At 45.5% G+C, this 13,969-nt stretch carries 11 protein-coding genes and 8 tRNA genes; 7 read left to right on the forward strand and 12 right to left on the reverse strand.

Going from position 1 to position 13,969, the window contains the following annotated elements:
- Nucleotides 1-9 precede the first annotated feature (9 nt).
- Both L3V32_RS21340 and tsaE read right to left on the reverse strand, forming a co-directional pair.
- The gene (locus tag L3V32_RS21340; protein WP_005395379.1) at nucleotides 10-1,725 is read right to left on the reverse strand and encodes a LysM peptidoglycan-binding domain-containing protein; all 1,716 of its coding nucleotides are present in this window, start codon (nucleotides 1,723-1,725) and stop codon (nucleotides 10-12) included.
- Complete coding sequence (gene tsaE / locus L3V32_RS21345) at nucleotides 1,719-2,183, reverse strand: tRNA (adenosine(37)-N6)-threonylcarbamoyltransferase complex ATPase subunit type 1 TsaE (RefSeq protein WP_005395381.1); 465 nt, start codon at nucleotides 2,181-2,183, stop codon at nucleotides 1,719-1,721. The genes L3V32_RS21340 and tsaE overlap by 7 nt, the downstream gene beginning before the upstream one ends.
- A gap of 277 nt (nucleotides 2,184-2,460) precedes the next feature.
- On the opposite strand from tsaE, the gene queG reads away from it, so the two are divergent.
- Nucleotides 2,461-3,588: a tRNA epoxyqueuosine(34) reductase QueG gene (queG, locus tag L3V32_RS21350; protein ID WP_167426173.1), complete on the forward strand. Its 1,128-nt coding sequence runs from the start codon at nucleotides 2,461-2,463 to the stop codon at nucleotides 3,586-3,588.
- Nucleotides 3,589-4,206: 618 nt separating this feature from the next.
- Here queG and L3V32_RS21355 read toward each other — a convergent pair.
- The 9 genes from L3V32_RS21355 to orn form a co-directional block, all read right to left on the reverse strand.
- Nucleotides 4,207-4,283: transfer RNA gene (locus L3V32_RS21355), tRNA-Met, on the reverse strand.
- Nucleotides 4,284-4,342: 59 nt separating this feature from the next.
- Nucleotides 4,343-4,418 (reverse strand) — tRNA-Gly (locus tag L3V32_RS21360).
- Between the two features lie 35 nt (nucleotides 4,419-4,453).
- Nucleotides 4,454-4,529 (reverse strand) — tRNA-Gly (locus tag L3V32_RS21365).
- A 36-nt stretch (nucleotides 4,530-4,565) separates the two neighbouring features.
- A tRNA-Gly gene (locus L3V32_RS21370) sits at nucleotides 4,566-4,641 on the reverse strand.
- Nucleotides 4,642-4,671: 30 nt separating this feature from the next.
- A tRNA-Met gene (locus L3V32_RS21375) sits at nucleotides 4,672-4,748 on the reverse strand.
- A gap of 42 nt (nucleotides 4,749-4,790) precedes the next feature.
- A tRNA-Gly gene (locus tag L3V32_RS21380) sits at nucleotides 4,791-4,866 on the reverse strand.
- A 2-nt stretch (nucleotides 4,867-4,868) separates the two neighbouring features.
- Nucleotides 4,869-4,945: transfer RNA gene (locus tag L3V32_RS21385), tRNA-Met, on the reverse strand.
- 42 nt (nucleotides 4,946-4,987) lie between these two features.
- A tRNA-Gly gene (locus L3V32_RS21390) sits at nucleotides 4,988-5,063 on the reverse strand.
- A gap of 156 nt (nucleotides 5,064-5,219) precedes the next feature.
- Nucleotides 5,220-5,765 (reverse strand): oligoribonuclease, encoded by a 546-nt coding sequence (orn, locus tag L3V32_RS21395; RefSeq protein WP_237285151.1) that lies wholly within the window; start codon nucleotides 5,763-5,765, stop codon nucleotides 5,220-5,222.
- A 127-nt stretch (nucleotides 5,766-5,892) separates the two neighbouring features.
- On the opposite strand from orn, the gene rsgA reads away from it, so the two are divergent.
- The 4 genes from rsgA (at nucleotide 5,893) to L3V32_RS21415 (ending at nucleotide 10,534) form a co-directional block, all read left to right on the forward strand.
- Nucleotides 5,893-6,957 (forward strand): small ribosomal subunit biogenesis GTPase RsgA, encoded by a 1,065-nt coding sequence (gene rsgA / locus L3V32_RS21400; protein WP_005395388.1) that lies wholly within the window; start codon nucleotides 5,893-5,895, stop codon nucleotides 6,955-6,957.
- A 116-nt stretch (nucleotides 6,958-7,073) separates the two neighbouring features.
- Nucleotides 7,074-7,931, forward strand: coding sequence for an archaetidylserine decarboxylase (gene asd, locus L3V32_RS21405; protein WP_005395389.1), 858 nt, complete (start codon nucleotides 7,074-7,076; stop codon nucleotides 7,929-7,931).
- Nucleotides 7,932-8,098: 167 nt separating this feature from the next.
- A complete protein-coding gene (locus tag L3V32_RS21410; RefSeq protein ID WP_237285153.1) occupies nucleotides 8,099-9,514 on the forward strand; it encodes a DASS family sodium-coupled anion symporter in 1,416 nt (471 codons plus the stop codon).
- A gap of 132 nt (nucleotides 9,515-9,646) precedes the next feature.
- Entirely contained in the window at nucleotides 9,647-10,534 is an 888-nt protein-coding gene (locus L3V32_RS21415; RefSeq protein ID WP_085344377.1) for a DMT family transporter, read from the forward strand.
- Nucleotides 10,535-10,616: 82 nt separating this feature from the next.
- Here the strand turns inward: L3V32_RS21415 and gpmM are convergent, their stop codons facing one another.
- On the reverse strand, nucleotides 10,617-12,149 hold the full coding sequence (gene gpmM / locus L3V32_RS21420) for a 2,3-bisphosphoglycerate-independent phosphoglycerate mutase (protein WP_005395398.1): 1,533 nt from the start codon (nucleotides 12,147-12,149) through the stop codon (nucleotides 10,617-10,619).
- A 547-nt stretch (nucleotides 12,150-12,696) separates the two neighbouring features.
- On the opposite strand from gpmM, the gene L3V32_RS21425 reads away from it, so the two are divergent.
- Both L3V32_RS21425 and secB read left to right on the forward strand, forming a co-directional pair.
- Nucleotides 12,697-13,131: a rhodanese-like domain-containing protein gene (locus L3V32_RS21425; RefSeq protein ID WP_005395399.1), complete on the forward strand. Its 435-nt coding sequence runs from the start codon at nucleotides 12,697-12,699 to the stop codon at nucleotides 13,129-13,131.
- Between the two features lie 246 nt (nucleotides 13,132-13,377).
- A complete protein-coding gene (gene secB / locus L3V32_RS21430; RefSeq protein WP_005395400.1) occupies nucleotides 13,378-13,842 on the forward strand; it encodes a protein-export chaperone SecB in 465 nt (154 codons plus the stop codon).
- Nucleotides 13,843-13,969 lie beyond the last annotated feature (127 nt).

Consider the following 13,969-nt stretch of genomic DNA (forward strand, 5'->3'; position numbering starts at 1 on the left):
GAAGCTCACCTACTTGTTTGGAATGATAAGAACTTGCCCAACCGCCAGCTGATCAGAGCGTAAGTTGTTCGCTTTACGAATGCTCGAAACGCTGACGCCGTATTTGGATGCTATTTTACCAAGGTATTCACCTCGAGAAACTTTGTGCTTACGGATCGGCTTATCTTTGACAGCGACGGTTATCTTCAACTTTTGTCCTACCCACAAGGTATCTGACTTCAGGTTGTTCTCACGGCGGATATCTGAAACCTTCACTTTATAGTGACTCGCAATCTTACCTAAGAACTCACCTGACTTAACCTTATGAATAATGGTTTCTGTCTCAACAGTAATCGGTTTACTTGGTACTTTAATCGTGCCAGCAGAAGGGATTTTGAGCTTCTGACCAATTGCTAATCCAGTCGACTTCAAGTTGTTTGCCGACATCAGCGCTTTAGAGCTAAGCCCATATTTATTCGCAATCACCGATAACGACTCGCCACGTTTTACGGTATGCACTATTGGCTTCGCTGAAGGCGAGAATACCGTACCCTCTGGTGGATTATCTTTTAAGTACTTAACGACCGCCTTGGTGATCGCCTGAGCTAACTTATCTTGGTGCGCTCGTTGAAACAGCAACCGCTCTTCTGTTGGGTTAGAAATAAAGCCCGTTTCCACTAATACAGACGGAATCTGCGGAGAGCGTAAAACAGCAAGGCTAGTATTAATCGGTTTAGTGTTATGCAGGTGCGCAACACGCCCCATCTCACCAAGAATTTCTGTTGCTAGCTTATACCCCTCTTTTTGTGAATGACTAAACTGCAAGTCCAACAAAGTTTGGTTCACGTTACGATCTTTGGTCTTAGTGAAGAACGCATTACCCGAACCACCTAATATTTCAGATTGTTTCTCATGGTTCTCAACCCAGCGAGCAATTTCAGTATTTGCACGACGGGTATTCAGCACGAAAACCGAACCTCCGCGAGGCTTCGGTGAGGTAAACGCATCAGCGTGAATGGAAATCAGTAAGTGCGCATCATTTTCACGGGCAATGGCTACACGACGGTTTAGATTCACAAAGTAATCTCCGGTACGTGTCATACGCGTTTTAATCCCAGGCGTAGCATCGAGCTGAGCAGCAATTTTTCTTGAGATACTCAATACCGCGTCTTTCTCGTACTTACGGCGTGAAGGGCCAATAGAGCCAGGATCTTCACCACCGTGACCAGGGTCGATCACGATCAAGACTTCTTGAGCTCGTTGAACTGAACTCATGTCTTTGCTGGTCGCCGCTGGCTTGCTCGGTTTAGAAGCTGAAGTCGATGCTTTCTTACCGTGCGGCAGGTCAATCACCAAACGGTGACCATATTGCCCGCCAGGCGTTGGGCTTAATTTAAACAATTCCGCTTGAACGCTCTTTTTCAGTTCAAACACCAAACGGTAGGTGCCCTTCTCTGGCGGAGAGCTTTTTCGAACTAGCTTTAAAACCGGGCTATCCGTAACAGTAACAGGCAGTTTGGCCTGCATGGTCGTGCTTTTTAAATCCACGACAAGACGATCCGGTCCGGATAAAGAGAAATAGGAATAGTCAGCTTCCGAGCCTAAATCGATGACAACACGCGTTTCATCAGGAGAAGGCCAAACTCGAAAACTCTTTACGACGTTAGCAAATGCTAAATTGGGGATGAGAAGGAGAAAAGTGGCGACAAACGTCGCCACTACTCTAAAATTTGAAAAACTCAACATAGCTCCAATCGACTGAGTAACTGCACACCATAATCATTATTAGCTGTTAGTTCGGCTACACGCTGCTCACCTTGGTAGCGAATGTTCACATCAAGATCCGGTTGTGGCAACAAACCATGCCCTTTTTCAGGCCATTCAACCAAGCAAATTGCATCATCTGTGAAGTAATCTCGAATCCCCATGAACTCAAGCTCTTCAGGATCCGCAAGACGATAAAGATCGAAATGGTACACTTGCCACTGATCCAACTGATACGGTTCGACTAGAGTATAAGTTGGGCTTTTCACGTTACCTTGATGGCCAAGAGCACGGACAAAACCACGACTAAAGGTTGTTTTACCTGCACCCAAATCACCATGCAGATAAATTGTGGTTTGTTGCGAACAAAGGTGAGCCAGAGCGGTACCTAGTGCAACCGTTTCGTGCTCATCTTTTAAATTGAATTGTTTCGTGCTCATTGATGCTTCTCTAACTAATGATCGTTGACTATATAAAAATCAAAAGAACAGGAATAGTAAACCGTGTTGGTTTTGAGAGACAAGCTTTCAAATGTCATATGTGCGAAAAAAGTATCCAAGGAACGGTATCTTAATCACCTTAGTATCGACCTAGATTTAGAATATATGCAAATGACTTCAATAAGCAGTATTCACAGCATCAAAAACGTTCATAACTGGGTAGCACCAAAGCCAGAGATCCGTTAAGATCCGCCCCCCTTTTATTCCGGTGGTTAGCATGAACTACGAACAACTCGCACAACAAATCAAAATTTGGGGAAAAGAGCTCGGCTTCCAAAAAGTTGGGATCTGCGACGTTGATCTGAGTGAGCATGAAGCCGCACTGCAAAAATGGCTCGATGCAGGCTATCACGGCTCAATGAACTGGATGGCTCGTCACGGTATGATGCGAGCTAGACCCAATGAGCTACTCCCGGGAACCGTTCGTGTGATCAGCGTTCGGATGGACTACCTACCACCAGAAGCACAATTCGCTTCGAACCTAGCGAATAAAAATCATGCCTATATTAGTCGCTATGCATTAGGGCGTGATTATCACAAGCTCGTCAGAAAACAACTGAATAAACTTGGCAAACTTATTGAACAAGAAGTTGGTCAGTATGGTTACCGACCTTTCGTCGACTCCGCACCAATATTGGAGCGACCACTCGCCCAAAAAGCAGGCTTAGGCTGGACAGGGAAACATTCCCTGATTTTAGATCAAGACTGTGGCTCGTGGTTCTTTTTAGGCGAGTTACTTATCGACTTGCCACTTCCCGTTGACGAGCCAAGCGTTGATCAGTGCGGTAAATGCAAAGCATGCATTACCTCATGCCCAACACAAGCCATCGTTGAAGACAAAGTTGTCGATGCCAGACGTTGTATCTCTTATCTCACCATCGAGTTCGATGGCGTGATTCCTGAAGAGTTTCGCAAGCCAATGGGTAACCGCATTTATGGCTGTGATGACTGCCAATTGGTTTGCCCATGGAATCGCTACGCCGACATAACGGAGCAGAGTGATTTCCATCGTCGCGATAGTTTCAAAAACCCGGATCTCGTAGACATGTTTAACTGGGATGAAGCGACTTTTCTAAAAAATATGGAAGGCTCCGCTATTCGTCGCATTGGTCATATACAGTGGCTGCGTAATATTGCTGTCGCACTTGGTAATGCAGAATACAGTCAACGAGTCATTGATGCGTTAGAAAGTCGACAAGGTGAAAATAAATTACTTGATGAACACATCAAATGGGCTTTGGCCGAGCAACTGAATCAACTCCCCATTGAGAATAAAGCATCTACAGAGACGAAAAAGCAGCGCTTAATAAGAATAGTCGAGAAGGGGCTACCAAGAGACGCATAGTGCGTAGTCTATATGCAAGAGATTGAAAGCACTTTTACATGTTCAATTCATGACCTTGTTCTCAATTTTGTAATGTGGAAAAAAATTTGAGATTCAAGAAAAACAAGCTAGCAGAAAAAAGTTAAACACAGCTTAGAGAAATGACTAGGATCAAAAAAATACCAGTTAATGATCGTATTTTAACGTATCCGATCCGACGAAAAACTTATTTTTTTCTTGATTAACAAAGACTTAATCAATATTTCGTTATTATTTCGACTTTCCTTCAGCGAAAAGATCTTTCTTCTCCATCGCAAAAAGTCAAGCTAAAAACACTTTATCAACTAACTTATCCACAGAACGACGTATGTGGATAACTCTGTTAATTAAAGTAGATAAAACATGCAGAACCTCATCATGCTTGTACGCCAGCCGATTCATATCGTGTTTTAAACACAAACGAAATCGTCCGACATCATATGATGCGGATAAAATTTAGTTTTTGGGGATTCATGCTTCGCAGCATTATGAAAAGAGCGATGTGATTGGTTGCGAGAAGCAGGAATTGAATCAAGCGGCGCATCCGTCGACGACTTAGGATTGTGCTAATAAATAAGCATTCAATCTATCGTCTTGTATTGGTTGCGGGGGCCGGATTTGAACCGACGACCTTCGGGTTATGAGCCCGACGAGCTACCAAGCTGCTCCACCCCGCGTCCGAGTGCTTCATCTTTGTTGATGATGAAGGCTTTGCTTTCATTTATAAAAAAGAAACTGGAGCGACACACGAGGTTCGAACTCGTGACCTCAACCTTGGCAAGGTTGCGCTCTACCAACTGAGCTAGTGTCGCTTTTGTCACCGTTAAGCACGATGAAGGCTATATATTGGAGCGACACACGAGGTTCGAACTCGTGACCTCAACCTTGGCAAGGTTGCGCTCTACCAACTGAGCTAGTGTCGCATTTCGTCACCGTTAAGCACGATGAGGGCTATATATTGGAGCGACACACGAGGTTCGAACTCGTGACCTCAACCTTGGCAAGGTTGCGCTCTACCAACTGAGCTAGTGTCGCATATCAACAGCAGTCGCTATTGATAGAATTTGGTTGCGGGGGCCGGATTTGAACCGACGACCTTCGGGTTATGAGCCCGACGAGCTACCAAGCTGCTCCACCCCGCGTCCGTATTGTGTCACCGTTGAGTACCGTGAGAACTATAAAACTGGAGCGACACACGAGGTTCGAACTCGTGACCTCAACCTTGGCAAGGTTGCGCTCTACCAACTGAGCTAGTGTCGCATTGGTTGCGGGGGCCGGATTTGAACCGACGACCTTCGGGTTATGAGCCCGACGAGCTACCAAGCTGCTCCACCCCGCGTCCGTATTGTGTCACCGTTAAGTACCGTGAGAACTATAAAACTGGAGCGACACACGAGGTTCGAACTCGTGACCTCAACCTTGGCAAGGTTGCGCTCTACCAACTGAGCTAGTGTCGCATCAACAACGTTTCCGCTGTTTAGGGCTGCGAATTATAAGAGCATTTTTTTGTGATGCAAGTCCTTCCTTCAAAAAAACTTTATTTTTTTACTGAACGATGAAAAAGCAATCAAAAGCGATATAAATTACAACAATTTGGATCGCAACCTTAACAGTTAAATCTTGAAAATAGTACCACGATAGTACTTAAGTTCTGCAATCGACTCGCGAATGTCGTCCAAGGCCAAATGTGTTCCCTGTTTTGTGAACCCATTTAATACTTCAGGTTGCCAACGACGCGCCAATTCTTTAAGAGTGCTGACGTCAACATATCGGTAATGAAAGAACTCTTCTAATTCCGGCATGTGTTTGTACAAGAAGCGACGATCCTGCCCAATGCTGTTACCACATATTGGCGACGCCCCTTTCGGCACCCATTTTTCTAAGAATTCAATGGTTTGTGAGGCCGCATCTTGTTCTGAGATTTTACTGTTGCGAACGCGTTCCACCAAGCCGCTTGCCGTATGCGTATTGGTGCACCAATCGTCCATTTTCGCTAGCTCTTCTTCCGGCTGATGAATCGCTAATACTGGACCTTCAGCTAAAATATTTAGCTCGCTATCCGTGACAATAGAAGCAATTTCAATGATTTTGTGCGTTTCAGGATCAAGCCCTGTCATCTCTAAATCAACCCAAATTAGGTTTTGATCGCTAAAGGACATGGTTACGCCGCCTATTTGTTTATCGATAAAAGAGGTACTATACCTCAAAATACGGGAAACACGATACTCACTCAGAGCCAAGATCACGGCTCAACCATTTGAGTAAATTCACATAAAGTACAGAATTGTGGCAAAGAAGAAAAAGTTAACCAAAGGTCAAGTGCGACGCGTACGCAGCAACCAACAAAAGCGTTTAAAAAAGCAAGAAGAGTCCATCCAGTGGGATGAAAACATGCTAGGCGCAAGCAAACAAGGTCTCGTGATCACTCGTTTTGGCCAGCACGCGGATATTGAAGACCTTGAAACAGGCGAGATTCAACGCTGTAACCTTCGCCGTGGTATCGAATCTTTAGTATCTGGCGATCGAGTTTTATGGCGCGAAGGCTTGGAGTCTATGGCTGGCATTTCTGGCGTTGTTGAAGCGGTAGAACCTCGTTCTTCAGTGCTCACTCGTCCAGATTACTACGATGGCCTAAAGCCCGTAGCTGCCAATATTGATCAAATGGTCATTGTCTCCTCGGTACTGCCCGAGCTATCACTGAATATTATTGACCGTTACCTCGTAGCATCAGAAACACTGAATATCGCACCATTGCTGGTCTTAAACAAAGTCGATCTTCTAGAAGCCGATGATCGTGCAATGTATGAAGAATGGCTCAAAGAATATGAACGCATTGGCTATAAAGTGCTTCTGGTCAGCAAGAAGTCTGGAGAAGGCATTGCTGAACTAGAAACCCTGCTGCGTGACCGAATTAATATCTTTGTTGGTCAATCAGGCGTAGGGAAATCTAGCTTAGTCAACGCGTTAATGCCGGAACTAGAGAGCGAAGTGGAAGAAGGCGAAGTTTCCGAGAACTCAGGTTTAGGCCAACACACCACGACAGCAGCGCGCTTGTATCATATTCCGACGGGTGGCGACTTGATCGACTCGCCTGGAGTGCGTGAATTTGGGCTTTGGCATTTGGAAGCAGAAGAAGTAACGAAAGCATTCGTTGAATTCCGACCATACTTAGGCGGTTGTAAGTTCAGAGATTGTAAGCACAATGACGACCCTGGCTGCCTTCTACGTGAAGCTGTTGAGAAAGGGGAAATCAACGAAACTCGCTTTGAAAACTACCATCGCATTTTGGAAAGCATGGTTGAAAACAAAGCAAACCGTCAGTATTCACGCAATAAGAAAGCCGATCTGTAATTAAGTTAAGACTGTAACTGTGTAAAAAGTCTTCACCTAATACTGACAAGCAAATTAAATTTCAGTAACATCACGCGCCCTAAAGCGCGAATCTAACAGAAGTATCGGAATTAAAGATGGACAAGTTTAAAGTTGGACTGCAGTACTGGATCCCACAACACGGCCTCACTCGCCTAATGGGTAAACTGGCTTCAGCAAAAGCTGGCGGTCTAACAACAGCAGTTATTCGTTGGTTTATCAAACAATACAATGTGAACATGGATGAGGCGAAGCACTCAGATCCTAAGCATTTTAAAACGTTCAACGAGTTTTTCGTTCGTGAGCTAAAAGAGGGCGCACGCCCAATTTCTGAAGGCGAAAACGTCATCACTCACCCAGCCGACGCTTGTGTTAGCCAATTTGGCCCTATTGAAGATGGTCAACTTATCCAAGCAAAAGGTCATCACTTCTCAGCGCAAGAGCTGCTGGGCGGTGACGCAAATTTAGCAAACGAATTTAAAGATGGATCTTTTGCCACGCTGTACCTGTCTCCGCGCGATTACCATCGTGTACACATGCCGTGTGACGGCACACTGCGCCAAATGATTTACGTGCCTGGTGACCTGTTCTCGGTAAACCCACTTACGGCAGAAAACGTTCCAAATCTATTCGCACGTAACGAGCGTGTGGTGTGTATCTTTGACACTGAGTTTGGTCCAATGGCACAAGTGCTTGTTGGTGCGACAATTGTTGGCAGCATTGAGCAAGTGTGGGCTGGCACGATCACTCCGCCTCGTGGCAATACTGTCTACAAATGGGATTACCCAGCTGAGGGTGACAAGGCCGTGATCTTGAAAAAAGGCGAAGAGATGGGCCGCTTCAAACTGGGTTCTACTGTTATTAACCTGTTTGCCAAAGACGCGATTGAGTTTGACGCAAGTATGGAAAACGGTAAGCCAACCGTAATGGGCACACCTTACGCCTTGAAAAAATAAGCAAAACCCCGTTAAAAGAGCCCTTCCTCAAGGGCTCTTTTTATTGATAAAAAGCAAAATTCCGTTCAAAATTTAGCCTCTATTTCTCAAACTCATACCTGCCTCTAAGACCTTCATTCCACAATCAATTATCCTGCGCTTAGGATGAATATTTAGAGGGGCAGCCAATGCCAAAGATGGGTGTAAACACGCTGGCGAAATTGCTGGTGTGCTTTTTAATTCCGCTCGGTGTTTTGATGATGCCGATTGATGCTATTCCTATTGATGATCTCACTTTAATTCAGCATCGCCTGTTGGCTATTTTTCTTCTTGCTGCCCTACTTTGGGTTCTTGAGCCGGTCCCCGTTTTTGCTACGTCCATTCTTATTATCGCTCTTGAACTGATCATGATATCGGATAAAGGTTTGCATCTATTTCGCAATCCACCAGAGGGGCATGATTTGGGAGAGTTAATTGCTTACACAGATATTTTCTCTGCCTTCTCTTCACCGATCATTATTCTTTTTATGGGTGGTTTTGCCCTCGCCATCGCGGCTTCCAAATACGAACTCGACAACAATCTCGCCCGAGTGCTACTAAAACCATTCGGCACACAACCTAAGTTCATCATGCTGGGTTTGATGCTCATTACCGCCGTTTTTTCAATGTTCATGTCCAACACTGCCACGACTGTCATGATGTTGGCGCTGCTTGGTCCAATCGTCGCTTCTGCACCTAAAGGGGATTTAGGGATTAAAGCGCTGGTGCTGTGCATTCCAATTGCCGCGAATACTGGCGGCATTGCAACTCCGATAGGTACGCCACCTAACGCAATAGCGCTCCAATACCTCACCGGAGAAAACGCCATAGACTTCCTATCCTGGATGACAATGGGCCTACCATTTGTGCTGATACAACTCACTGTTGCTTGGTTTTTGTTGCAGAAGCTGTTTCCGTCCAGCGAACCAGAAATGAAACTAAAGCTGGATGGTACGTTCAAAAAGAGCTGGCGCGCGATCGTCGTCTACATCACTTTTGCACTAACCATTGTGCTTTGGATGACGACAAAAGTGCACGGCATGAACACGTATGTTGTTGCGATTATCCCGCTGGCGGTGTTCACGTTAACGGGCATTATGGGAAAAGAAGAACTCAAGCTGATTAACTGGGATGTTTTATGGCTGGTTGCCGGTGGTATCGCAATTGGTATTGCCTTAGACAAAACAGGCTTAGCCGAAGCATTAGCACACGCCATTGATTACAGCTTACTATCACCATTTGCCGTTGTCTTTGCCCTATCGGTCGTATGTTGGTTAATGGCGAACTTTATGTCTAATACCGCAACGGCAAACTTATTAATGCCTATTGCTGCCGCTATTGGTACATCCATGCCAAGCCTTATTGCGGTTGGTGGCCTACAAGGTTTACTGGTTGTCGTCGCATTCTCCGCATCACTTGGCATGATCTTACCGGTTTCCACGCCACCAAACTCTTTGGCTTATTCAACAGGCCTAATCGAGAGCAAAGACATGGCGAAAGTGGGGCTGATTCTTGGTTTGATTGGTCTATTTATCGTGTATGGCGCAGTTCTGGTGCTGTTTTAATCGATAAGCTCCGTGACAGAGCTTGTTGTCATGGAGCTGTTCGCCAGCTATTGCCCTCACAGAGCAGCTTTTACATCCATTAAATTTCGTGCATATTAAGACTCCTCTACTCTACAAGGACGTCGACACATCATGGGTTACGAATGGCTTGCTTTATGTGCCGCTTTTCTGTGGGCAGTTTCTAGCCTAATTTCGGTCATACCTGCACAACACCTAGGCGCTTTTTCTTACAGCCGCTGGCGCATGGGCTGTACGGCCGTGATCTTATCAACAATGGCCTGGATAACTGGCGGCTGGTTAACGGTTTCTTGGGAACATGTAACGCCAATGATGGCGTCGGGTCTGATTGGAATTTTCATCGGTGATACCGCTCTGTTTGCGTGCTTGAATCGTATGGGACCAAGACAAGCCGGACTACTGTTTTCCTGCCATGCGGTATTCTCTGCCATTTTGGGCTACTTCTTATTTAGTGAAGTCATGACCACAATAGAACTACTGGGCGCATCCTTGGTATTTAGCGGCGTGGTGATGGCGATATTCTTTGGTCGAAGAGGCCAAGTGAATAACGTCTTGGAAGACATTAAAGGTAACATCTGGGTGGGCATTGGACTTGGCTTAACCGCAGCAATGTGCCAAGCATTGGGCGGCATCATCGCCAAGCCAGTAATGCAAACCAGCATTGACCCCGTTGCGGCTTCTGCTATTCGAATGATCAGTGCATTTTTCGCCCACAGCATGTTGTTAGTTCTGGGGGTCAAAATCGCTCGCTCGACACAACACATTACTTGGCGAATATTTGGTATTACTGCGCTTAACGGTTTCTTGGCGATGGCCGTCGGCATGACGCTGATCTTATACGCACTGCAAGAAGGAAATGTAGGTATGGTTGCACTGCTATCTTCAACCACGCCAATTATGTTGCTACCGCTACTCTGGATTTACACTAAACGCCGACCAAACCGATTTGCATGGTTGGGCGCAGCCCTAGCTGTGATTGGTGCTGGCATTTTGGTTCAATAACCTTACAGACCAGCCCTTGTTGCCAGATACAAAAAAGCCCGAGTTTAAACTCGGGCTTTTGTCATTCTGAGTTGTCAGTTAATTACTTAACTAGCACTTCACCCGTCATTTCTGCTGGGATTTCTAGACCTGCTAGAGAAAGCATGGTTGGTGCAAGGTCAGACAGTTTGCCGCCTTCTTTGAACTCAACCGCTTTATCACCTACGTAAATAAGAGGAACCGGTAGGTTAGTGTGCGCTGTGTGAGTACCACCCGTTTCTGGGTCAACCATCATTTCTGCGTTACCGTGGTCCGCAGTGATCAGTAGCTGACCGCCAACTTCTTTGATTGCTTCAACTACTTTGCCAACACTTTCATCTAGCGCTTCGATTGCTTTCTCAGCTGCTTCGTAAACGCCAGTGTGACCAACCATATCTGCGTTCGGGTAGTTACAGATGATAGTGTCGAACTTACCAGACTTGATCGCCGCAACCAGTTTCTCTGTAAGCTCAGGGGAGCTCATTTCTGGCTGAAGGTCGTAAGTGGCTACTTTTGGAGAAGCAACAAGCTGGCGCTCTTCGCCTTCAAATTCGTTTTCAACACCGCCGTTGAAGAAGAAAGTCACGTGTGCGTATTTCTCTGTTTCAGAGATACGTAGCTGAGTTTGACCTTGCTTAGACAGCCACTCACCGTACGTGTTTTCTAGAGACGCTGGTGGGAATGCGATTGCTAGAGGGATATCTGCCGCGTATTGAGTCAACATAACGAAGTTAACTGCCGGGAATACCGCACGCTCAAAACCATCAAAGTCAGGCACGAATGCGCGAGTGATTTGACGAGCACGGTCAGCACGGTAGTTCATGAAGATAACCGCATCACCGTCTTGCATGATTGCGTCTTCTTCGCCTTCCGCTTTAATTGCTGTCGCTTTCACGAACTCATCGTTCTCTTCACGAGCGTAAGCGGCTTCTAGACCAGCAACGGCGGTTTCTGCTGTAAACTCAGCTTTCGCTTGAGTCAGAAGATCGTAAGCCACTTGAACGCGATCCCAGTTGTTGTCACGGTCCATAGCGTAGTAGCGACCTACTAGAGAAGCAACACGACCTTTACCTAGTTTCGCGAATAGATCTTGGAAACGTTGTAGCGAGTTTTCAGCACTACGTGGTGGCGTGTCACGACCGTCTAGGAAACAGTGTAGGTAGATTTTCTCAGCGCCACGAGCCGCTGCCATTTCAACCGCTGCGTAGATATGGTCTTCATGAGAGTGTACGCCACCTGGAGACATCAGACCCATGATGTGTACCGCTTTCTCTGCTTTAACAGCAGCATCAACTGCTTCAACAAGCGCTGGTGTTTCAGCGAACTCACCGTCAGCGATCGATTTAGTGATACGAGTTAGATCTTGGTATACAACGCGACCTGCGCCAATGTTAGTGTGACCAACTTCTGAGTTACCCATTTGACCATCAGGAAGGCCAACATCCATGCCTGAAGCAGAGATTAGAGTGTGTGGGTTATTCGCAATCAGAGCATCCATTACTGGTGTTTTCGCATTCGCAATTGCGTTACTTGCTGTGTCTTCACGGTAACCGTAACCGTCAAGGATAACTAGAGCCAGTGGCTTCTTAGCTGACATAGTGATGACCTCATCAAATTTAAGTAACTTTTGGCGTAGGGCCTCGCTGCCCTATCTAACCTTGAAACAAAACTAGCGTAATTTTACTACACTTTTTAACCAAAACTGTAGGTTAAGATCAAATAATGTTTGCGATTTATTGTTGCTATCTTACAAGTTAAGCGAACAACGAGTCAGTGCCGACAAACGTGTTCCACAAGCATAGTCATTCCTAATACGCTTTGTACACCCCAGTCTAGGTTCGGTTTTCTTACGCTTCTGATTCTTGTTTTTGCACCCGAAACAGCGCTTATTTAAAGCATTATCGAACAAGATTGGTTAGTACCTATTGTTCGCTTTTTTCGGTAAAACAAAAGTCACTTAAGTCGATAAATCCAATAGGCAAAAACAATCAAGCTACCATAGTCCAATGCACGGATGGCAATAACATAAAGGGTTTATAGAGATCTCAATTATTCGTTAGAAAATTTTAACCCTCTCGCCTAAGAGGCTTAACCCCGCTATACTCCTGCTTTATTTTTCCGCCAACAGCGTAAGAGCTCAAGACATGCAAGAGTACATTGAATTTTTCCAACAGAACATGATTCTATCTTTGGTTTGGGTAGGTCTTCTTGTCGCCTTTATCATGAACATCGTGAAGTCAGCGACGGCCGCATACAAAGAAATCAACGTAAACCAACTGACTCATCTTATGAACCGTGAAAACGGCGTTGTAGTGGATATCCGCACAAAGGACGAGTTCAAAAAAGGTCATATCACCGACTCACTTCACATTTTACCGTCAGATATCAAAGCGGGTAACTTTGGTAGCCTTGAAAACCACAAATCAGACCCAATCATTGTGGTATGCAAGACAGGGCAAAACGCTCAAGAAAGCGCGAACCTATTAGTAAAAGCAGGCTTTGAAAAAGTAAGCCTACTGAAGAACGGCTTGATTGCATGGAACGAAGCGAACCTGCCTTTAGTACGTGGTAAAAAGTAATACCCGGCAGCTTCGATAACGTGGCAGAGGCAAAATACAAGGTACGCACCAAGCGTGTTTTTGCCAAGCTTCGTGGATAATAAACTGAGCAAATTGAAAGCAGTTGAAGCATTAAGTTGTGACGCTTTGCACGTAATACACGCTTCATCTAGTCAAGGTAGATTGGCTCAGTTAGTCTCGGGACATACCAGTTTTCTGAGTTTAGACGTTTCTAGGCTCTACAAATATTTATTTAAGGATTAAAAAATGGCTGAAGCAGCACCTCAAGAAGCACAACAAAACTTCGCAATTCAACGCATCTTCCTAAAAGACGTTTCTTTCGAAGCGCCAAACTCTCCAGTAATCTTCCAAAAAGAATGGAACCCAGACGTTAAACTAGACCTAGACACTCAAAGCCGTGAGCTTGGTGAAGGCGTTTACGAAGTGGTTCTACGTCTAACTGTAACTGTGAAGAACGAAGAAGAAACAGCGTTCCTATGTGAAGTTCAACAAGGTGGTATCTTCACTGCTGAGCAAATGGAAGCAGGCCAACTTGCACATTGCCTAGGCGCATTCTGCCCGAACATCCTATTCCCATACGCTCGTGAAACTATCTCAAGCCTAGTGGTTAAAGGTACGTTCCCTCAACTGAACCTAGCGCCAGTTAACTTCGACGCGCTATTCATGAACTACCTACAACAGCAAGCTCAACAAGGCGAAGCTGAAGCGTAATTCACGTTTTGTAAGTGACGAATAGCCTGAGTGCTGACGTCACCGACTCTAATAAAATGCACAGAGCGTCTACCATCCGATGCAATGTGCATTTTTTATTTCTGACAAAAGTTCCTAGTTCCTAATC

The sequence above is a fragment of the Vibrio sp. J2-4 genome, from assembly GCF_021728155.1.
In the GTDB taxonomy this organism is placed as follows: Bacteria; Pseudomonadota; Gammaproteobacteria; order Enterobacterales; family Vibrionaceae; genus Vibrio; species Vibrio diabolicus.

Excerpts from the sequence above, each read along its gene's own strand:
- tsaE (WP_005395381.1), bottom strand. The coding sequence starts at position 2,183 with ATGAGCACGAAACAATTCAATTTAAAAGATGAGCACGAAACGGTTGCA.
- L3V32_RS21410 (WP_237285153.1), top strand. The coding sequence starts at position 8,099 with ATGCCAAAGATGGGTGTAAACACGCTGGCGAAATTGCTGGTGTGCTTT.
- L3V32_RS21415 (WP_085344377.1), top strand. The coding sequence starts at position 9,647 with ATGGGTTACGAATGGCTTGCTTTATGTGCCGCTTTTCTGTGGGCAGTT.
- L3V32_RS21425 (WP_005395399.1), top strand. The coding sequence starts at position 12,697 with ATGCAAGAGTACATTGAATTTTTCCAACAGAACATGATTCTATCTTTG.
- secB (WP_005395400.1), top strand. The coding sequence starts at position 13,378 with ATGGCTGAAGCAGCACCTCAAGAAGCACAACAAAACTTCGCAATTCAA.
- L3V32_RS21340 (WP_005395379.1), bottom strand. The coding sequence starts at position 1,725 with ATGTTGAGTTTTTCAAATTTTAGAGTAGTGGCGACGTTTGTCGCCACT.
- orn (WP_237285151.1), bottom strand. The coding sequence starts at position 5,765 with ATGTCCTTTAGCGATCAAAACCTAATTTGGGTTGATTTAGAGATGACA.
- queG (WP_167426173.1), top strand. The coding sequence starts at position 2,461 with ATGAACTACGAACAACTCGCACAACAAATCAAAATTTGGGGAAAAGAG.
- gpmM (WP_005395398.1), bottom strand. The coding sequence starts at position 12,149 with ATGTCAGCTAAGAAGCCACTGGCTCTAGTTATCCTTGACGGTTACGGT.
- asd (WP_005395389.1), top strand. The coding sequence starts at position 7,074 with ATGGACAAGTTTAAAGTTGGACTGCAGTACTGGATCCCACAACACGGC.